Raw genomic sequence first — 16,593 nt, forward strand, 5'->3', positions numbered from 1 at the left:
GCGCGGGAGATTCCCGGCAGCCGCCAGTATGCGCTAGTAATATTGCATGCGCAACAACAATGTCAATCGTGGTCCTCGTCCTCGCCGTCGCGATCCACGCGCGGCAGCACCTTCACCAGCAGGATGCGCGGGCCGTTCATTTTCTTCACCACCACGTCGAACTGCGGGAAGCTGATACGCTGGCCCTGCTTGGGGATATCGCCCAGTTTTTCCATCAGGAGGCCACCCACCGATTCGACGTCGTCCAGCCCCATCTCTTCGTTGTCGATGTCGATCCCGAGCAGGCGCTCGAGCGAGAAGATCGGCAGGCTGGCCTTGCCGATCCAGGTGCCGTCGGGCTGGGCCATCCAGTCGTTCTCGTTCATGCGGAACTCGTCGCGGATCTCGCCCACCATCGCGCCGAGCAGGTTGTCGAGCGTGATGAAGCCGACCGGGCGCTTGCCCTTTTCGCCGATCAGCGCGAAGTGCGGAGCGCCGCCGCGGAAGCGCCGGAAGATGTCCTGGGCCGGGGTGCGCGCCGAGATGGTCTCGACCGGGCGCAGGTGCTGGGTCAGGTCGGTGATGGCGCGTCCGGCCTGCTGGGCGAAGAACAGGTCCTTCAGGTGGATCACGCCGAGCACCTCCTCGCCTTCCTTGTCGAAGTAGGGATAGCGCGAGAAGCGGTTGCGGCGCACCGTCTCCATGTTTTCTTCCAGCGTGCGGCTGGCGTACAGCGCGCTCACCTCGTTAATCGGGCGCATCAGGTCCGACACCGCCAGCTGGCTGAAGTCGAGCGACTGGGCCAGGATGTTGCGCTCGTCGGTGGTGAACTTCTCGCCCGGCTTGCTGGTGCGCAGGATGAGTTTGAGTTCATCGGTCGAATAATGGGTGTCGTGGCCGCCGGCGCCGGCCAGGCCGGCGATGCGCAGCACCATGTTGGCGCTGGCATTGAGCAGGGCGATGGCCGGGTACATCGACCAGTAGAACGCGTACAGCGGGATCGCGGTCCACAGCGCCACGTCTTCCGGCAGGCGGATCGCTAGCGACTTCGGGGCCAGTTCGCCGACCACGATGTGCAGGAAGGAGATCACCGAGAAGGCCACCACGAAGGACACGCCGTGGATCAGTTCGGGCGAGGTCACGCCCAGCATGGCGAACACGGGTTCGAGCAGGCTGGCGAAGGCCGGCTCGCCGACCCAGCCCAGGCCCAGCGAAGCCAGGGTGATGCCGAGCTGGCAGGCGGAAAGGTAGGCGTCGAGCTGGTCGTGGACCTTGCCCAGGATGCGGCCGCGCAGGCCGGAGGTTTTCGCGATGGCGCGCACGCGGGTCTTGCGCAACGTGACGATGCTGAATTCAGCCGCCACGTAGAAGCCGTTCAGCGCCACCAGGAACAGGGCGAGAACGACGAATAAAAAGTTTTCCATTGAAGAGAATAAGTTAAAAAAAGGCAATAGCCGCTGCCATTGTACCTGTCCTGCGCGCCGCCTACGTCCCGGCGAGGATGCCCTTGTGTACCGCCGACAGGATGGCTTCCACCGCCGGGTGCTTGATCTTGCGTTCGCTCGAGACCGCATAGAAGTGCTCGCGTACCTGAGGTACCCGGCCCACCAGCAGCGCGCCGAACTGTTCCTCGATGTCGTGGGCCAGGGCCGCCGGGGCGAAGAACAGGCCCAGGCCGCGCCGCCCGAAGGTATTGAGCAGGGCGTTGTCCTCGAACTCGCCGACCACGTCGGGACGCACTCCGCTGAGCTCGAACCATTCGTCGATCTTGCCGCGCAGGGCATTATTGCGTGTCGGAAGCAGGAACGGCGCGCCATTCAGCGAACGCGGGAACTCCCGGCCCCAGATCTCCGCCAGCGCCGGGTTGCCCACGACGATGGTCTCGCTGTCCGACAGCAGGTGGCTGAACACGCGCAAGGTGGTGCCCGAGCGCACCGCGCGGTCGGTCAGCACGACGTCGAGCTTGTGCAGGGCCAGGTCGGCCAGCAGTTCGTCGAATTCGCCTTCGTAGCACACCAGGCGCACCGGGCGCGGCAACTGTGTGGCAATCTCCAGCAGGCGGTAGGCGGTCAGCTTGGGCAGCGAATCGGAAATGCCCACCGTCAGGCGGGTGCGCGCGCTGTCGGCCTCGGCCAGCGCTTCCTGCATTTGTTCGCCCAGCAAAAAAATCTGGTCGGCGTAGGATAGCGCCAGCCTTCCGGCCTCGGTAAGATTCAGGCGCCGGCCCTGCTGGGTGAACAGGGCCTTGCCCATGGATTGCTCCAGCTGGGCCAGCTGGGTGCTGACGGTCTGGATCGCCAGTCCCAGGCGCTCGGCGGCGCGGGTGATGCTGCCTTCCTTGGCAACTACCCAAAAGTAGTAAAGGTGGCGAAAATTCGTGGGGCTGTGGTTCATTTATTCTGTTTTTACGAAGTAAGTCTTCGATTATCTTCGCTTTTTCAATATCTTGCATGGCCCCATACTGCGGTCTGTCAATTCAACAACAAGAAGCTCACAATGAAGCTTTTTAACAAGAGGGGAACACAAGGATGAAACACTTTACCTGGTCATTTGTCGTGACCGCGATCTGTATGGCCCTGGCGGGCTGGTGGGGCTACGACCATGGCGGCGTGTCCGGCATGCTGACCGCACTGGGCGTCACCGCCATCCTGTCGGTGATGGAAGTATCGCTGTCGTTCGACAACGCGGTGGTCAACGCGTCGGTCCTGAAGGGCTGGAACGAGTTCTGGCTCAAGCTGTTCCTGGGCCTGGGCATGATCATCGCCGTGTTCGGCATGCGCCTGGTGTTCCCGCTGGTGATCGTCGCCGTCGCGGCCGACCTGGGCATGACCGAGGTGTGGAACCTGGCGCTGACCGATCCGAAAGGCTTCTCGACCCACCTGACCAACCACCACGCGGAAGTGGCGGCCTTCGGCGGCATGTTCCTGCTACTGGTGTTCCTGAACTTCCTGCTCGACGATGAAAAAGAAGCCCACTGGCTCGGCAACTTCGAGCGCAAGATCGCTTCGCTCGGCAAGGTGTCGTCGATCGCCGTGCTCATCGCGCTGGCCGCGCTGATGTTCGCCATGGGCTGGGTTGAAGAAGCGCAGAAGATGGTCGTGCTGATGGCCGGCCTGTGGGGCATCGTGGTCTACATCGGTGTCGACATGCTCAGCAGCCTGCTGGAAAAGAGCGAGTCGGATGAAAACAGCAACGTCGGCGACATGGTCAAGAAGGGCGGTATCGGCGGCTTCCTGTACCTCGAAGTGCTGGATGCTTCGTTCAGCTTCGACGGCGTGATCGGCGCCTTCGCGATCACCCAGGACGTCGTGATCATCATGCTGGGCCTGGCGATCGGCGCGATGTTCGTGCGTTCGATGACGGTCTACCTGGTGCGCCAGGGCACGCTGGATGAATACGTCTACCTGGAGCACGGCGCGCACTACGCGATCGGCATCCTGGCCGTGATCATGCTGGTGAGTATGAAGTACCACGTGCCTGAGCTGTTCACGGGCCTGATCGGTGTGGCCTTCATCGCGGCTTCGCTGTGGAGCTCGCTGCAGCACAAGAAGAAACACGCAGTTGCATAAGTAGGGTGGACGGCTCCGCCGTCCGCGCGGTGATAGGCAAGAGTTAAGTAGTCATGCACGAGCTGGTTGAACGCGCGGTCGGCAAGCCGACCGCCCTACGACGGGCGATGTGCATGTGTAAGGAACCGCACGGCGAGCGGCAGAACACCAGCTCGCTGTGCGTCATACCCCGGTGTTCAAAGCAGTAATTTTTAGGAGAGTCACAATCATGGCAATCAGTCTGCAAAAAGGCGGCAACGTCAACCTGTCGAAAGAAGCTCCTGGCCTGACCCAGCTGAAGGTCGGCCTCGGTTGGGACACCCGCGCCACCGACGGCGCAGCGTTCGACCTCGACGGTGCGGTGTTCCTGCTCAATTCGTCGGGCAAGGTTCGATCGGATAGCGACTTCATCTTCTACAACAACCTGAAATCGACCGACGGTTCGGTGGTCCACTCGGGCGACAACACCACCGGCCAGGGCGAAGGCGACGACGAAAGCGTCACGATCGACCTGACCAAGGTACCGGCCGACGTCGACAAGGTCGTGCTGGGCGTGACCATCCACGACGCCGAGGCCCGCCGCCAGAACTTCGGCATGGTCGGCAAGGCCTTCATCCGCTGCGTCAACGGCGCCAGCAACGCCGAGATCGCGCGCTACGACCTGTCGGAAGACAGCTCGACGGAAGCTGCGATGATCTTCGGCGAGGTGTATCGTAACGGCGCGGACTGGAAATTCCGCGCCATCGGCCAGGGTTTCGCGGGCGGCCTGGGGCCACTCGCCAAGAACTACGGCGTCAACGTTTAAACAGATGTGCGGCCCGCCGATGCGCGGGCCGCACCGAATACCAGGGAGTCCAAATGCCAGTATTTACCGTGACCGGGGACGTCGATCCCTTCCTGCATGTCTCGATGCGACGCGGCGAAACCATCTATTGCGAATCGGATGCGATGGTGATGATGGAGTCGACGCTCGACCTGAAGGGCAAGATGAAGGGTGGCCTGGGCAGCGCGCTGATGCGCACCTTCGCCAACGGCGAGTCGTTCTTCCAGCAGCATATCGAAGCGACCCGCGGCGACGGCGACTGCCTGCTGTCCCCAACCCTGCCGGGCGCGATGCAGGTGGTCGACGTCGGCCCGAACAACTACATCATCAGCGACGGCGCCTTCGTCGCGGCCACCAACGGCGTCGAGCTGAAGGTGCGCACCCAGAGCCTCGGCAATGCGCTGTTCGCGCAAAGTGGCGGCTTCTTCGTCACCGAGACCGGCGGCAGCGGCCAGGTGGTGGTGTCGGGTTTCGGGTCGATGTCGATGCTGGACGTCGAGCCGGGCAAGGACGCGATCATCGACAACGCGCACGTCGTGTGCTGGGACAGCACCCTGCGCTACGAGATCTCGATCACGACCGGTACCAGCGGCGGCTTCCTGGGCAACCTGATCAACAGCCAGACCAGCGGCGAGGGCATGGTATTGCGCTTCTCGGGCAAAGGGAAGGTTTATGTATGTTCGCGCAACCGCAACGCATTCAAAGCCTGGATGCAGCAGCCTGCGCGCTAAACAAGGAGATATACAACTATGTCAGTCAATCTGCAAAAGGGCCAGAAGATCTCGCTCGACAAGGAAGCCGGCGGCGCACTGTCGCGCGTGACCATGGGCCTGGGCTGGGACGTGGCCAAGTCGAAGGGCTTCTTCGGCTTCGGCGGCGGCAAGGGCGACGCGGTCGACCTCGACGCATCGGTGGTGATGTTCGACGAATCGAACCGCGCGATCGATACCGTGTGGTTCCGCCAGCTCAAGAGCAAGGACGGCAGCATCACCCACACCGGTGACAACCGCACCGGCGCCGGCGACGGCGACGACGAGCAGATCTCGGTCGACCTGTCGCGCGTCCCAAGCACCGTCAAGTCGCTGGTGTTCACCGTGAACAGCTTCACCGGCCAGAACTTCTCGACCGTGGAAAACGCCTACTGCCGCCTGATCAACGCGGGCAACAACCAGGAAGTGGCGCGCTTCAACCTGTCGGTCCAGGGTTCGCACACCGCCCAGATCATGGCCAAGCTGTACCGCCATGGCGGCGAGTGGAAGATGCACGCGATCGGCGAAAACGGCTCCGGCCGCACGTTTGACGACCTGATGCCGCTGATTACGCCGCATCTGTAATCTGCCGCAGCCGTGGATGGAAAGAGCCGGGCTTGTCCGGTACTGCTGTCCAGTTAAGTTGCAATATGCACGTCGTTCCGGCGAAGGCCGGAACGACGTTTTTACGTTAACAAAAGAATGCATTCCGCCTGACTCGACGGCATTGGGACAAGCCCGGCTCTTTTTGCCGCTCACGCGAGCGGCAGCCACACGGTAAACGTGCTGCCGCTACCAGCACCATCGCTCTCGGCCCGCACCTCGCCGCCGTGCAGCGCCACCATGGTGCGCACCAGCGCCAGCCCGATCCCGAGCCCGCCTTGCGAGCGGTCAGGCGTGCGTTCGGCCTGGGTGAACAGGTCGAACACCTGCGGCAGCAGTTCCGGCCCGATGCCGATCCCGTCGTCGGTCACGCTGAGCGCCACCCGGGCATCCATGCGCGCCACGCGCAGCACGATGCTGCCGCCGCGCGGCGTGTATTTGGCGGCATTGTTGAGCAGGTTCGCGATCACCTGGACCAGGCGGGTGGCGTCGCCGTCGACGCGCGCGCCGGGGGCCTGCATCTCGACCGTGAACGCATGCCCGCGCAGCGCCACCAGCGGCCGCGCCTGTTCCACCGCGCTGTCGACGATCGATGCGATATCGACGATGGCGCGGTCCAGCTTGATCAGCCCGCGCGTCACCCGCGAGACGTCGAGCAGGTCGTTCACCAGCGCCGTCATGTGCCGCACCTGGCGGCCGATTACCTCGCTCGAGACGCGGATCCGGTCCGGGCAGGCCACCAGTTTCAGCACTTCGGCCGCGGACGCGATCGGCGCCAGCGGGTTGCGCAGTTCGTGCGCCAGCATGGCGAGGAATTCGTCCTTGCGCCGGTCCTGTTCGCGCAGTGAGCCATACAGCTGGGCGTTCTCGAAACCGGTCGCCGCGATCGCGGCCAGCTGCACCAGGATGGCTTCGTCCTGGGCGTCGAATGCGCCGCCGGCCTTGTCCGCCACCCGGATAACACCGATCCGGCGGCCGCTGCGGTCGGACAGCGGCACGGCCAGGCTGCCGGGCGCGCACGGAGGCAGGGCGCCGGCTGAGGCCTGGCCGTCCTGGCCCGCCAGCGTCACCTCGACCTGCGCGGCGCCGAGGATGGCGCGCACTTCCTGCGCCAGCGCCTCGGCCAGCGCGTCGCTGGAGAGCGCCGCATGCAGCGTGCGCGAGGCACTCGCCACCTTGGCCAGCAGCGCCGACTGGCGCTGTTCGCGGTCCAGGCGCTGCGCCAGGCCTTCCTGTTCCATCACGCTGTCGTGGATGTCGCGGTTGGCGCCCACCCATTCGCGCACGGCGCCGCCGGCGTCCAGCACCGGGATGCCCTTGGCCGCGGTCCAGCGGTACATGCCGTCGGCGCGGCGCAGGCGGTAGGTGGTTTCGTAGACCGAGCGCGAGGCCACGCAGGCGGTCCATACCTGTTCGGTGCGGGCGCGGTCGTCCGGATGCAGTGCGCCGAAATAGCCGTGTTCCATCAGTTCGGCCTGGGTCTGGCCGGTGAAGGCACGCCACGAGGGCGAGTCCTCGACGATGCCGCCGTCCGGCGTATGCGTCCAGATCATCTGCGAGGTCGCCATGGCAAGCGAGCGGAAACGCTCCTCGCGTTCGCGCAGCGCGGTTTCGGCTTCGACGCGGGCGGTGATGTCTTCGTGCATGAGCATGACCTCGACCACCTGGCCGGCGCTGTCCTTGATCGGGTGGGCGCGCGCCGTGACCCAGCGCGCGCGGCCGGGCTGGCCCAGCGCCGCGGTGTCGTAGTGGATCGCCGGGATCTCGACCGACTCGCCTTCGATCGCGCGCCGCAGGTAGGCCGCGATGCCGGCCGCGACCAGTTGCGGGTCGTACAGGACGTTGTATTCCCGTTCCATGATCTGGCGCTTCAACTCGCTGCCGTCGAAGATGTGCCACAGCTGTTCCCAGGCCTTGTTCACGCTGACGGTGTAGCCCTGCGGGTCGAGGATCTGGAGGCTGACCGGCGACTGTTCGAACAGTTCGCGGAAACGCTGCTGGGGATTGGCGGGGAGGGCCGCGCCGGCGGCGGCCGCTATGTCTGCAGTGGGCAACATGATGTCTTGTTCTTGTTCGATGATGTTGGTGCGGGACCGGCGGCAAGGCTGCGGTGGGGGGCGAATCATGTCACATATTCCATATTCATAGAACATATCCGCGGTGCATTGTTTGCGCCCGGCGCTTGACAGCCTGCGCCGCCCGGCGTACTGTATTACTCAATTAATACACATATACGCACCCAAGGCCCATGAGCAATCATCTACCCCTGCAGTTCTCGATCACGCCAGGATCGACCGAGCCGATTTACCGGCAGCTGGTCGAGCAGGTGCGGCGCCTGGTCGCAGGCGGCCAGATGGCGGCCGGCGCCGAGCTGCCCTCGGTGCGCGAGGTGGCGCAGTCGCTGGCCGTGAACCCGATGACCGTGTCCAAGGCCTACAGCCTGCTCGAAGCCGAGGGCCTGCTGGCGCGCCGGCGCGGCCTGGGCATGGTGGTGGCCGACCGGCCACAGGCCAGCCGCAGCCGCAGCGCCGCCGAACGCGCCGCGCTGCTGCGCCCGACCCTGGAGCGCGCCGCACGCGAAGCGCGCGAGCTCGAACTCGATCCCGACACCGCAATTTCCCTTTTCACCCTCATCCTGAAGGAAGCACCGTGAACGCACCCATCATCCAGATGCACGGCGTGGCCAAGCATTTTGGCAGCGCCATCGTCCTGAACAACCTGAACTGGGAAGTCGGGCAGGGCCAGGTCATCGGCTTGCTGGGCCGCAACGGCGCCGGCAAGTCGACCCTGATGGAATGCCTGCTCGGCTTGCGCGAGCCCGACGCCGGCAGCGTGCGCCTGTTCGGCGAAGACGTCGCCGCCCTGTCCGACGCGACCCGCGCCCGGATCGGCTACGTGCCGCAGAAGCACGGCCTGTTCGAGTGGATGACGCCGGTGCAGATGCTGGACTACTTCAAGGCCCTGTACCCACGCTGGAACACGGTGAAAGTCGACGCGCTGCTGGAGCGCTGGGGGTTCGACGCGCTGATGCTGGCCAAGCCGATCGGCCGCCTCTCGGGCGGCGAGCAGCAGCGCCTGGCGATCATCCGCGCGCTCGCGCATGACCCGGAGCTGCTGGCGCTGGACGAGCCGGTGTCGGCCCTCGACCCGGCCGGGCGCCGCCTGTTCCTGGCCGAACTGGTGGACGGCGTGATCGACCGCGGCACCACGGTGGTGTTCTCGACCCACATCCTGACCGACCTGGAACGGGTGGCGCTGGACGTCGCCTTCCTCAAGGACGGCCGCATCGCGCTGCAAGGCCCGCTCGACGACTTGCTGGAAGGCGCGCGCGGCGTGGCCGATGCGGCCGGCGGCCGGCGCGCCGGGCCGGTCAGCCTGGAAGACCTGTTCATCAAGGTGACCCAATGAACGCCCGCCTGCGCGACTATTCGCTGCTGTGGCAGGCCGCGGTCACCCACGCCAATCCGCGCCTGTCGGCGATCATCCGCTGGGGCGCGCCCTTGCTGGCCTTGATCGTCGCCGCTGCCGCCTGGGCTACCCGCGGCGCGGCTGCGGCACTGGTGCTGGCCTGGTGCGTGGGATGCGCCGTCGTCCTGCTGTCGTGGGCCTGGCGCTTCGTGCCCGGCGCAGTCAAGCTCAATTCGCCGGCGAACGCGAAACTGGTGCCCGGCATGCGCCGGCGCCTGGTGGAGCTGGCCTGCATCGTGTGGTTCCTCCCGGTGGCCGGGATCGCGCTGGCGCCGTATGCCGATCCGGGCAGGGTGGGCGTCTGGTTAATCATGCTGGTGACGTTCACGCTGGGCGCCGCCCTGGGCGCGGCCGGTCACCAGGCCGGGTGGCCGGTGATCGCCGCCTCGTTCTTCGGTTCGGCCTTCCTCGGCGACCTGCCGCCGGTGGTGCAGTCGCTGCTCTCGTCGCTGCCGGGGCTGGTGCTGGCGCTGCTGCTGTACGCGGCCATCATCGTCGTCGTGGCGCGCGACATCTTCCCCGAAGGCGGCGAGCGCCACTGGCGCATGATCGGCCGGCGCACCCGCCTGGTGGGCGAAACCGGCAAGCGCGATCCGCTGCTCGACCAGATGGGTGGCCGCCAGGCGAACAAATGGTATGCCGCGTCGCTGCGCCGCGACAGCGCCCGCCGCGACGCACACAAGCTGGTGCTGCATGCGCTGGGCCCGGCCCACCACCTAGGCGAACTGGTGCTCGCGCTGGGACTGATGGCCTGCGTGGTGGCGTGCATCAGCGTGTTCGCCACCTGGCAAACCGGCACCGACGTATTGGGCGGGATCGGCTGGCTGCTGGCCTGCACCCTGCTGATCGTGCCTTTCTCCACCATCGTGCGCCTGGACGGGCAGGTGGCGGCGCATCCGGGCGAGCAGGCCTTGCTGCGCCTGGCGCCGGCCATGCCCGGCAGCGCGCCGGCCTTCAACCGCCACCTGGGACGGGCGCTGCTGCTGCATGCCCTCGCATCCTGGGCCATCGCCTCAGGCGCGGCGCTGGCCTTGACCGCGCTGGGCGGCGCCAGCGCCACCACCCTGTTCAACCTGGCCTGCGCCTGCTGCCTGCTGCTGCCGCTGGTCGCCGCGCCGCTGCGTAACCACGCACGGCGCGCGCCGCTGGCCGCCTTCCTGGCCGTGGTCGTGGTGCTGGTGTCGGCCAACATGGACCTGCTGCTCGGCTTCTCGGCACGCAACGCCGGCCTGCCGGCGTTGCCGGTGGCGGCCGTGCTGAGCATGGTCTCGGCCGCCGTGCTGGTGCAGCGCGGCATGCGCATCATGGCCGCCGCGCCGTTTGCCTTCCCGGCGGCCCGGATGGATTAAGCGGACAGGCTCAGGCCGAGGTCGGCGCCGCGGCGCCGGCCGGCTGTTTCTTGCCGAGCACCAGCAAGCCGAAGGCGGTGGCGAACACGTACATGACGAATATGGCTTCGTCTGCGGCATGAGCTGTAATGTAACTGCTTGGATAACCGGGTCGCTCAACGCTTCTGCCTGAACCGGAAATTGGAGCGTGTCTCTCAGCGCAATCATGCGAATGACGCGGAAGCCAGTCTTGACGTGACCAGATACATCGCCGGCTTGTACAACTGTAAGCGAATGCAGCCTGTTTTTGGACAATCTGGCGCCAGCTTGCTGCTAGCCGACACTGACCGGCTGGCTGCCGATCAGCTTGCAACCACATTCTGTCGTGCAGCCTTCGACCGCCACCGGTACGCCGTCAGCGGTGAAGGACTTGGCGGCAGTAACAATCTTGTTGACGCCATGCGGCCTGCCTCCAGGGTAGACTTGCGGACAATCCACCTTATCCCCTAGCCTCGCGATTGCGCGCCCCCGAATCTCGTGATTAGGCGAGCCACTAATGACCGTTCCACCATGATCAGTCTTGTCGCCAACCGTTATGATTTTCAGGGGCATGGCGCCTCCATTTCGGGCGAGTATCGTTGTCCCTGTGGAGTATCTTTGTGTTAAGGATTGGGTGCGCTTTGTTCTTCCGGCCATTCACGCAGAATTTGTGTCAATTCAACCTTGGTCACGCCTCTGGTACGCAAAATCGTTGTAAGTTCCTGCTTGCTTAGCGGATATTCATTAAGCAATTTTGGTAACTCTTCACGATCTACAGTTCTCAGCCAAAGAGGTGAAATTGTTTTCGGATCTGCAGGCGCCGCCTTGAAGTCACCCTTGAAGTGAAAATAGACGTGAAAAGTCTGATGCCCTTCTGGCCAGCTTTTATCAAGATAAAGTACCGATCCAGCCGGAAGCAGAGAATATGTTTTCTGTTGCTCACCCCCGATCAGAAGTGGCTCTTCGATCGTGAATGCTTTTTTCGACGTCATGGATGACACTCCAGTTGATAAAATTACGTATGCCAGAAGGATGCACGCTGATGTGATTGTTGCTATAGTCGCAAGCTTTCTCATCATCGTTTTCCGTATGTTGTTACTTTTCTGGGCGGAAGAGCCTTGTTCCCCTCAAGCATAGCTTGAACGTCAGCAGGCATAAAGATCTTCGAAGGCCAAGCTCCAAAGTTCCGGGCTCGGGCCGCCATCTTTTCTGAGGTTCCTAATCCACGTCCCTCATTTAAACGTTCTTGTCCTGCCTCAATGCCAGGTAGGCCAAGCCGGGCCCCGTCTAGAGTGACTGTCGCGCAGTTCTTGCTAAGCGCATGGTAGGGGGTTGGTAGCTTGTATTCCTTTTGGTTCGGATGTTTTGTTCGCCGAATTGTCGCCTTGGCTGTGATGCTCTCGTAATAATTAATGACCGCCTCTGCCTTATCATTCGGTATCAAGTAAGTAAAACCTTTTGTGGCGCGGCCATAACTGTTTTCGCCTGCAATGTACGGATCGAACTTGTCCCATACCCGAAGAATTCCCTCGCCTTCTGCTCCGAACTCACCAGTTGTTGCGCCGTAACGGCCGAAGTCATAAATTCTCTCTTGAGTCGCAGTGATAACGCGAAGGGCAGCGTGTCCATAAGTGTGCATTTCGCCGTCTTTCCCTCGATACGGTCCCCCGATAAGAATCTCGATCGAGGGCGCTTTTACCTGAAGAGTTGTGACCTCGTTTGTCAGGATCGCTACCCCGGCTTTAAGCTTCTCGTTTGGTTGTTCGAGTTTTGGCATCGCAAGGTCATTCGCGAAAAGGTAAGAAAGTTTAAGTAGTCTCTACTTCTATCGAATAACTTAGGGAAGCGCTGATCAATTGAGGATTTTCAGCGCGCTCCCAGTTTTTGGCGGCAAAGCCGCCCCGGCATTTTGAGATGCGCTTTTTGTCGTTGGGGACAGCCGATTTTTCAGCAAATTGGCCAGTTTCTTTACGCCTTTCGGCGCTCAGGACGCACGTCGGGATTCAGTGATCGTAAATCGCCGGCCGGCCAGCACCAGATTGGCGAAACCAAACAGCGTGAACAGCTGAGCAGTGTTTTTGGCCAGGCCACGATAACGCGTCTTCCGATGACGGAACAGGTTCTTGAGGACATGGAACGGATGCTCGACTTTCGCTCGCACGCTGGCTTTGAGATGCTGCAGTTTTTCGCGCATGCGCCCAAGCTTGTTCTTTGGCAGCGCCTTCCGTTTCGAGCGCTTTAGTGCGACATGCCAGGTGACCGAGTTGCCTTGATTTTCCGGACGCTTTTCGACGCCTTGGTAGCCAGCATCGCCAAACGCCGCAGATTCGTCGCCGTGCAGCAGCGCGCCGGCCTGGGTGACGTCAGAGACGTTGCCAGCGGTGCCGATGACGGTGTGCACAAGACCCGACGCGGCATCCACGCCCACGTGGGCTTTCATCCCAAAGTGCCAATCGTTACCCTTCTTCGACTGGTGCATTTCCGGATCGCGCTCTCCGTCTTTGTTCTTCGTCGACGGTGGCGCAGCGATCAGCGTGGCATCGACGATCGTCCCCTCGCGCATCATCAAACCTTTCTCGGCAAGATGACCGTTGATGGTGTCGAAGATCTTCTTGGTCAGTCCATTGGCCTCAAGCAGATGCCGAAACTTCAGCAGTGTCGTCGCGTCGGGCGCGGACTCCCGGTTGAGATCGATGCCAACGAAACCACGAATCGCTTGGCTGTCGTAGATCGCGTCCTCAATGCCTTCATCCGACAGGCCAAAGCATTGTTGGGCCACGTACATGCGCAGCATGCGGGCCAGCCCAATCGGCGGACGGCCAGCGCCCTTGACCTTCGGGTAAAACGGTTCGATTTCCTGATGCAGCTTGCCCCACGGCGTGGCCTTGTCGATCTCTGCAAGAAAGCGGTCGCGCCGCGTCAGCTTCTTTTTGTTGGCGTACTCGAGGTCGGAGAAGCTCTTCTGCATGATCGACAGTGCGATGTTGGGTGAAGCGAAATTATCTCAGACGGGCAGCGCCGCCGGAGCGGTCGGCGGCGAATAAATCAGTGCCTCCTTAGGTCAGGGAATTCGACCTTGCAACGGCCCGCTGGCAAGCGCTCAATGCGTGCCCCTCCGCGCTCGTTGACGTTTCCGCAGTGCTGAGCCCCACCGGGGTCAGTCAGGACAAATCGCTCGCCTGGAATAGGGCCGTCTTGATCAACCAACTCAAATTCCACCCAAGCATCACCGGTTTCGGGCGCGACGGCACTTTGGCCTGTTGATGAGGCGGTCAGCGCCGAAGACGCTGAAGCTACCTCCATATGCTTCGCCTTCGTAAAGCTGTGCGTAGCAGCATGCGCGGTGAAAGAGCCTGCTGTGCCGAACTCGATCGCGCCCGCACGAAATTTGACGTAGCTACCGCCGCCATTAATCACCACCTCATCCTTGGCACTGATAGTGATGCGATTCGCTTCCTCCAAAATTTCGAGCTTAGCCAACAGTTTGATACTGTTCGACAGCGCTTGGATGTCGACGTCGCCGGAGGCAGCAATAAGCTTCATTCCGGCCTTTTGTACGAACAGCCGGAAGGTTTGGCGAATGCTCGCAAAAAGGCTGGTGCCGGCAACTAGCGAAACGTCTTTCCCGCTGGTGATCGCAGTGTGACGTTCGCTGACGATATGGGTGTCACGGCCACTTGTGGTGGCGATGCCGACTGGACTGGCCATGACAAGGTGAGGAGAGGACAATTCCGGGAAGCTGCCGGAAGCCGCGGCTGCGCCGCGCACCGCTTTGGTCTGCGCTTGGAGGTCGGCCGCGACGTCCGCCTGGCTGTTACCCGCATCCTGTGCACCGTTATTTTGCGCTACGTCCGCTAGCAATCGGTGCTGTTCAGCAGCGTTTGTGAGACGATCCGATGTTTCGCCCATGTCCTTGATTGGCCCGCGCCCGGCCTGCCGCGCTTCGGTCGTGATCAGGAGCCCCTTGGCTGCACGTGCCACACCGTGACCATCGGTGCGCAGCTCCCAGCCTTCCCCGCGCCTGTCCCTGCGCCCTGCGTTGTCCTCAATGCGAGTGATGTGACCGAGCGACAGCTGGCTGCACTGGTGGTCGCTCTTCAGCTGGACCTGGATCATCTCCTTGGTGTCGTCAAGGACTAGATGATTCCCGCGCGTTCCGCCACCCAGTTCGCGGCTACGCATTCCGGCGAGCGACTGTTGCTCCGGCAGCGCCCACGGCGGCATGTTTGTCTGGTTGTAGAGGGCCCCGAGTACTAGAGGGTGGTCGATGTTCCCGTTCGGGTAAACGACGGCCACTTCCTCACCAACGCGCGGCAACCTGATCTGCCCGAATTCGCTGCCGGCCGCAGGCGTCATCACCCGGATCCAGGGCGAGCTTTTTTCGTTGTAAGTGCCCAGCCGGTCCCAGTGAAGCTGCAGCTTGACGCGCCCATAGCCGTCCGTGTGGATATCGGCGCCGGCCGGACCGACGACAATGGCCGTATGCAGCCCCGCGTAGATAGCCGGCTCGCTGTTGTAGTTGCGACCGGGTCGCCAGCGGATGTCCTGACGAATGCACGTGAAGCGGTTTTCGTAGTGCGAGGGACTACCGGGGCCAGCTTGGTAGTTATTGGATACATCATGGTCAGCGGACAGGATCAAGTAGTAGCGGTCTTCAATGTCACGGCGCGCTTCAGAGTCGTATCGATTCGAACGCGGCTCGGCGCTGAAGTGGCCGCCGAGCTTGAACGTGCGGCCGGACAGCACATACCGTTCGTTGCCCACTGCCTCGAAATACTGCGTGTCCTTGTCCGCTTCGTCCATACGCCGCGCCGCCAGCTGTACGCCGTCATTATGCAAGCGGAAGCCATAGGCGCCAGTGTCCTCGTAGATCTCGTAGGGGAATACATCGCCTTGCTGGTTGACTGAAGAGGCTTCCACCCGTTGCGCGCGGGGATTCTTGTAGTCGAACGTCGCCAACGTAGTCTTTCCTGAACCGATGCGTCGGATAGCTCTCCATTCGTGAATGCCGTCGTCCTCGTGCGAGCCGCTCTCGTCGTGGAACGAAATGACATAGGCGTCTTCATCGATCGGCTGGGACAGGAAACTGTTGTCCGAAATCATAAGCTTGTGGCCGTCGAATTTGTGTTCGTACCAGTAGTGCAGGCCGAGCGCTTCCCAGCGCCGGTGCAGGTGGTTGTAGTCGCTCTCGTTGTACTGGTTGGCGATGGTTAGCTTCGGATCGTCAATCTTGTACATGTGCCAGTCGGCCTGGCGGTAATGCTTCAGTGTTTCCTCGGTAATCTCGAGCACGTTTTTGTTGTGGAAGGACCTGTTGTCCTTCCGTAGACGGGCGAATGCGAGCCACGGTTCGAGCACCATCTGGTAGAAGGCGAAGCCGCCATCGGTGCGCAGGAAACGGAACTCTGTAATGTAGCCGTTGAAGTAGCGCAGCGATCCGTCCTCCCGTACTAGGGAGAGGGTTACCATCCGGCCCATCATTATTTTCAGCGGGATGCGCGGGTCGTCCGACAGCACCTCGACGTCGAAGCGGAAACCGCGCGAGACTTCCTCATGAGCAGCCAGCTTGTTTGGGAGCAGGATCGCGGGCGGCCCATCCTTCAACGGAAAATCGAGCTGCATGAGCCGGTTATGTTGCGACGCGAAGCTGAATGCGGACAGTGCGGCGCCGACCGCGATTACCTGGCTTTCGCCCATTGACATCCCCCAGATGGCCGCTTGGCCTGAGCGCATGTAAAAATAGTCAGCTGACACGTTACCTGCATGTTGCCATGTCGAGCTTGCTACGGCTCAACACGATTCTCTGCGCCAGGTCTAACGTTTCTTTGCAGCTAATGACCATGTGACCATTGCCCCACCCGCGAAGAATGAAAGATAATTCTAATGCGCCACGTAGCTGTTCGATGTCGAGGCAAAACTTTGGGCGCTGTCACCCTTGGCTATGGATGAGGATTGAACTGTCGAGCTGCGCCACGGTCCAAACCGTATCGCCATCCGACGGAGCCTCCCATGCGTTCGCCCCGCTTCAAGAAGTGGTTCGCCGCCCTGCCGGTGCT

At 62.5% G+C, this 16,593-nt stretch carries 15 protein-coding genes; 7 read left to right on the plus strand and 8 right to left on the minus strand.

Annotated features, from left to right (window positions below; all coding sequences use genetic code 11):
- Positions 1–62: 62 nt before the first annotated feature.
- On the minus strand, positions 63–1,403 hold the full coding sequence (locus tag BM031_RS23455; protein WP_091877145.1) for a hemolysin family protein: 1,341 nt from the start codon (positions 1,401–1,403) through the stop codon (positions 63–65).
- Positions 1,404–1,464: 61 nt separating this feature from the next.
- Entirely contained in the window at positions 1,465–2,373 is a 909-nt protein-coding gene (gene nhaR / locus BM031_RS23460; protein WP_091877147.1) for a transcriptional activator NhaR, read from the minus strand.
- Positions 2,374–2,507: 134 nt separating this feature from the next.
- On the opposite strand from nhaR, the gene BM031_RS23465 reads away from it, so the two are divergent.
- The 4 genes from BM031_RS23465 (at position 2,508) to BM031_RS23480 (ending at position 5,684) form a co-directional block, all read left to right on the plus strand.
- A complete protein-coding gene (locus tag BM031_RS23465; protein ID WP_091877149.1) occupies positions 2,508–3,548 on the plus strand; it encodes a DUF475 domain-containing protein in 1,041 nt (346 codons plus the stop codon).
- A 208-nt stretch (positions 3,549–3,756) separates the two neighbouring features.
- Positions 3,757–4,332 carry a TerD family protein gene (locus tag BM031_RS23470; RefSeq protein WP_091877151.1) on the plus strand — a complete coding sequence of 192 codons (576 nt, stop codon included), beginning with the start codon at positions 3,757–3,759 and terminating at the stop codon, positions 4,330–4,332.
- A gap of 53 nt (positions 4,333–4,385) precedes the next feature.
- Complete coding sequence (locus BM031_RS23475; protein ID WP_091877153.1) at positions 4,386–5,081, plus strand: TIGR00266 family protein; 696 nt, start codon at positions 4,386–4,388, stop codon at positions 5,079–5,081.
- Positions 5,082–5,099: 18 nt separating this feature from the next.
- Positions 5,100–5,684, plus strand: a complete 585-nt coding sequence (locus BM031_RS23480; RefSeq protein WP_091877155.1) for a TerD family protein — start codon at positions 5,100–5,102, stop codon at positions 5,682–5,684.
- A 170-nt stretch (positions 5,685–5,854) separates the two neighbouring features.
- Here the strand turns inward: BM031_RS23480 and BM031_RS23485 are convergent, their stop codons facing one another.
- Positions 5,855–7,759, minus strand: a complete 1,905-nt coding sequence (locus tag BM031_RS23485) for a sensor histidine kinase (RefSeq protein WP_177207883.1) — start codon at positions 7,757–7,759, stop codon at positions 5,855–5,857.
- Positions 7,760–7,950: 191 nt separating this feature from the next.
- Between BM031_RS23485 and BM031_RS23490 the strand changes: the two genes are divergently transcribed.
- Genes BM031_RS23490 through BM031_RS23500 form a run of 3 tightly spaced genes read left to right on the plus strand, consistent with a single transcriptional unit; the run spans position 7,951 to position 10,519 of the window.
- Entirely contained in the window at positions 7,951–8,355 is a 405-nt protein-coding gene (locus BM031_RS23490; protein WP_091877159.1) for a GntR family transcriptional regulator, read from the plus strand.
- Positions 8,352–9,110, plus strand: coding sequence for an ABC transporter ATP-binding protein (locus tag BM031_RS23495; protein WP_229409168.1), 759 nt, complete (start codon positions 8,352–8,354; stop codon positions 9,108–9,110). The genes BM031_RS23490 and BM031_RS23495 overlap by 4 nt, the downstream gene beginning before the upstream one ends.
- Positions 9,107–10,519, plus strand: coding sequence for a hypothetical protein (locus BM031_RS23500; RefSeq protein WP_091877161.1), 1,413 nt, complete (start codon positions 9,107–9,109; stop codon positions 10,517–10,519). The genes BM031_RS23495 and BM031_RS23500 overlap by 4 nt, the downstream gene beginning before the upstream one ends.
- Before the next feature lie 312 nt (positions 10,520–10,831).
- Here the strand turns inward: BM031_RS23500 and BM031_RS23505 are convergent, their stop codons facing one another.
- From BM031_RS23505 to BM031_RS23520, 5 genes are all read right to left on the minus strand, one after another.
- The gene (locus BM031_RS23505) at positions 10,832–11,110 is read right to left on the minus strand and encodes a PAAR domain-containing protein (RefSeq protein ID WP_091877163.1); all 279 of its coding nucleotides are present in this window, start codon (positions 11,108–11,110) and stop codon (positions 10,832–10,834) included.
- Between the two features lie 50 nt (positions 11,111–11,160).
- The gene (locus BM031_RS25335) at positions 11,161–11,529 is read right to left on the minus strand and encodes a hypothetical protein (protein ID WP_143084696.1); all 369 of its coding nucleotides are present in this window, start codon (positions 11,527–11,529) and stop codon (positions 11,161–11,163) included.
- Between the two features lie 83 nt (positions 11,530–11,612).
- Complete coding sequence (locus BM031_RS25340; protein ID WP_143084697.1) at positions 11,613–12,314, minus strand: hypothetical protein; 702 nt, start codon at positions 12,312–12,314, stop codon at positions 11,613–11,615.
- 207 nt (positions 12,315–12,521) lie between these two features.
- On the minus strand, positions 12,522–13,505 hold the full coding sequence (locus tag BM031_RS23515; RefSeq protein WP_091877167.1) for an IS5 family transposase: 984 nt from the start codon (positions 13,503–13,505) through the stop codon (positions 12,522–12,524).
- A 77-nt stretch (positions 13,506–13,582) separates the two neighbouring features.
- The gene (locus BM031_RS23520) at positions 13,583–16,234 is read right to left on the minus strand and encodes a type VI secretion system Vgr family protein (protein ID WP_177207884.1); all 2,652 of its coding nucleotides are present in this window, start codon (positions 16,232–16,234) and stop codon (positions 13,583–13,585) included.
- Positions 16,235–16,593: the final 359 nt, after the last annotated feature.

This window comes from Massilia yuzhufengensis (assembly GCF_900112225.1).
Lineage (GTDB): Bacteria > Pseudomonadota > Gammaproteobacteria > Burkholderiales > Burkholderiaceae_D > Telluria > Telluria yuzhufengensis.

Excerpts from the sequence above, each read along its gene's own strand:
- BM031_RS23455 (WP_091877145.1), bottom strand. The coding sequence starts at position 1,403 with ATGGAAAACTTTTTATTCGTCGTTCTCGCCCTGTTCCTGGTGGCGCTG.
- nhaR (WP_091877147.1), bottom strand. The coding sequence starts at position 2,373 with ATGAACCACAGCCCCACGAATTTTCGCCACCTTTACTACTTTTGGGTA.
- BM031_RS23465 (WP_091877149.1), top strand. The coding sequence starts at position 2,508 with ATGAAACACTTTACCTGGTCATTTGTCGTGACCGCGATCTGTATGGCC.
- BM031_RS23470 (WP_091877151.1), top strand. The coding sequence starts at position 3,757 with ATGGCAATCAGTCTGCAAAAAGGCGGCAACGTCAACCTGTCGAAAGAA.
- BM031_RS23475 (WP_091877153.1), top strand. The coding sequence starts at position 4,386 with ATGCCAGTATTTACCGTGACCGGGGACGTCGATCCCTTCCTGCATGTC.
- BM031_RS23480 (WP_091877155.1), top strand. The coding sequence starts at position 5,100 with ATGTCAGTCAATCTGCAAAAGGGCCAGAAGATCTCGCTCGACAAGGAA.
- BM031_RS23485 (WP_177207883.1), bottom strand. The coding sequence starts at position 7,759 with ATGTTGCCCACTGCAGACATAGCGGCCGCCGCCGGCGCGGCCCTCCCC.
- BM031_RS23490 (WP_091877159.1), top strand. The coding sequence starts at position 7,951 with ATGAGCAATCATCTACCCCTGCAGTTCTCGATCACGCCAGGATCGACC.
- BM031_RS23500 (WP_091877161.1), top strand. The coding sequence starts at position 9,107 with ATGAACGCCCGCCTGCGCGACTATTCGCTGCTGTGGCAGGCCGCGGTC.
- BM031_RS23505 (WP_091877163.1), bottom strand. The coding sequence starts at position 11,110 with ATGCCCCTGAAAATCATAACGGTTGGCGACAAGACTGATCATGGTGGA.
- BM031_RS25335 (WP_143084696.1), bottom strand. The coding sequence starts at position 11,529 with ATGACGTCGAAAAAAGCATTCACGATCGAAGAGCCACTTCTGATCGGG.
- BM031_RS25340 (WP_143084697.1), bottom strand. The coding sequence starts at position 12,314 with ATGCCAAAACTCGAACAACCAAACGAGAAGCTTAAAGCCGGGGTAGCG.
- BM031_RS23515 (WP_091877167.1), bottom strand. The coding sequence starts at position 13,505 with ATGCAGAAGAGCTTCTCCGACCTCGAGTACGCCAACAAAAAGAAGCTG.
- BM031_RS23520 (WP_177207884.1), bottom strand. The coding sequence starts at position 16,234 with ATGGGCGAAAGCCAGGTAATCGCGGTCGGCGCCGCACTGTCCGCATTC.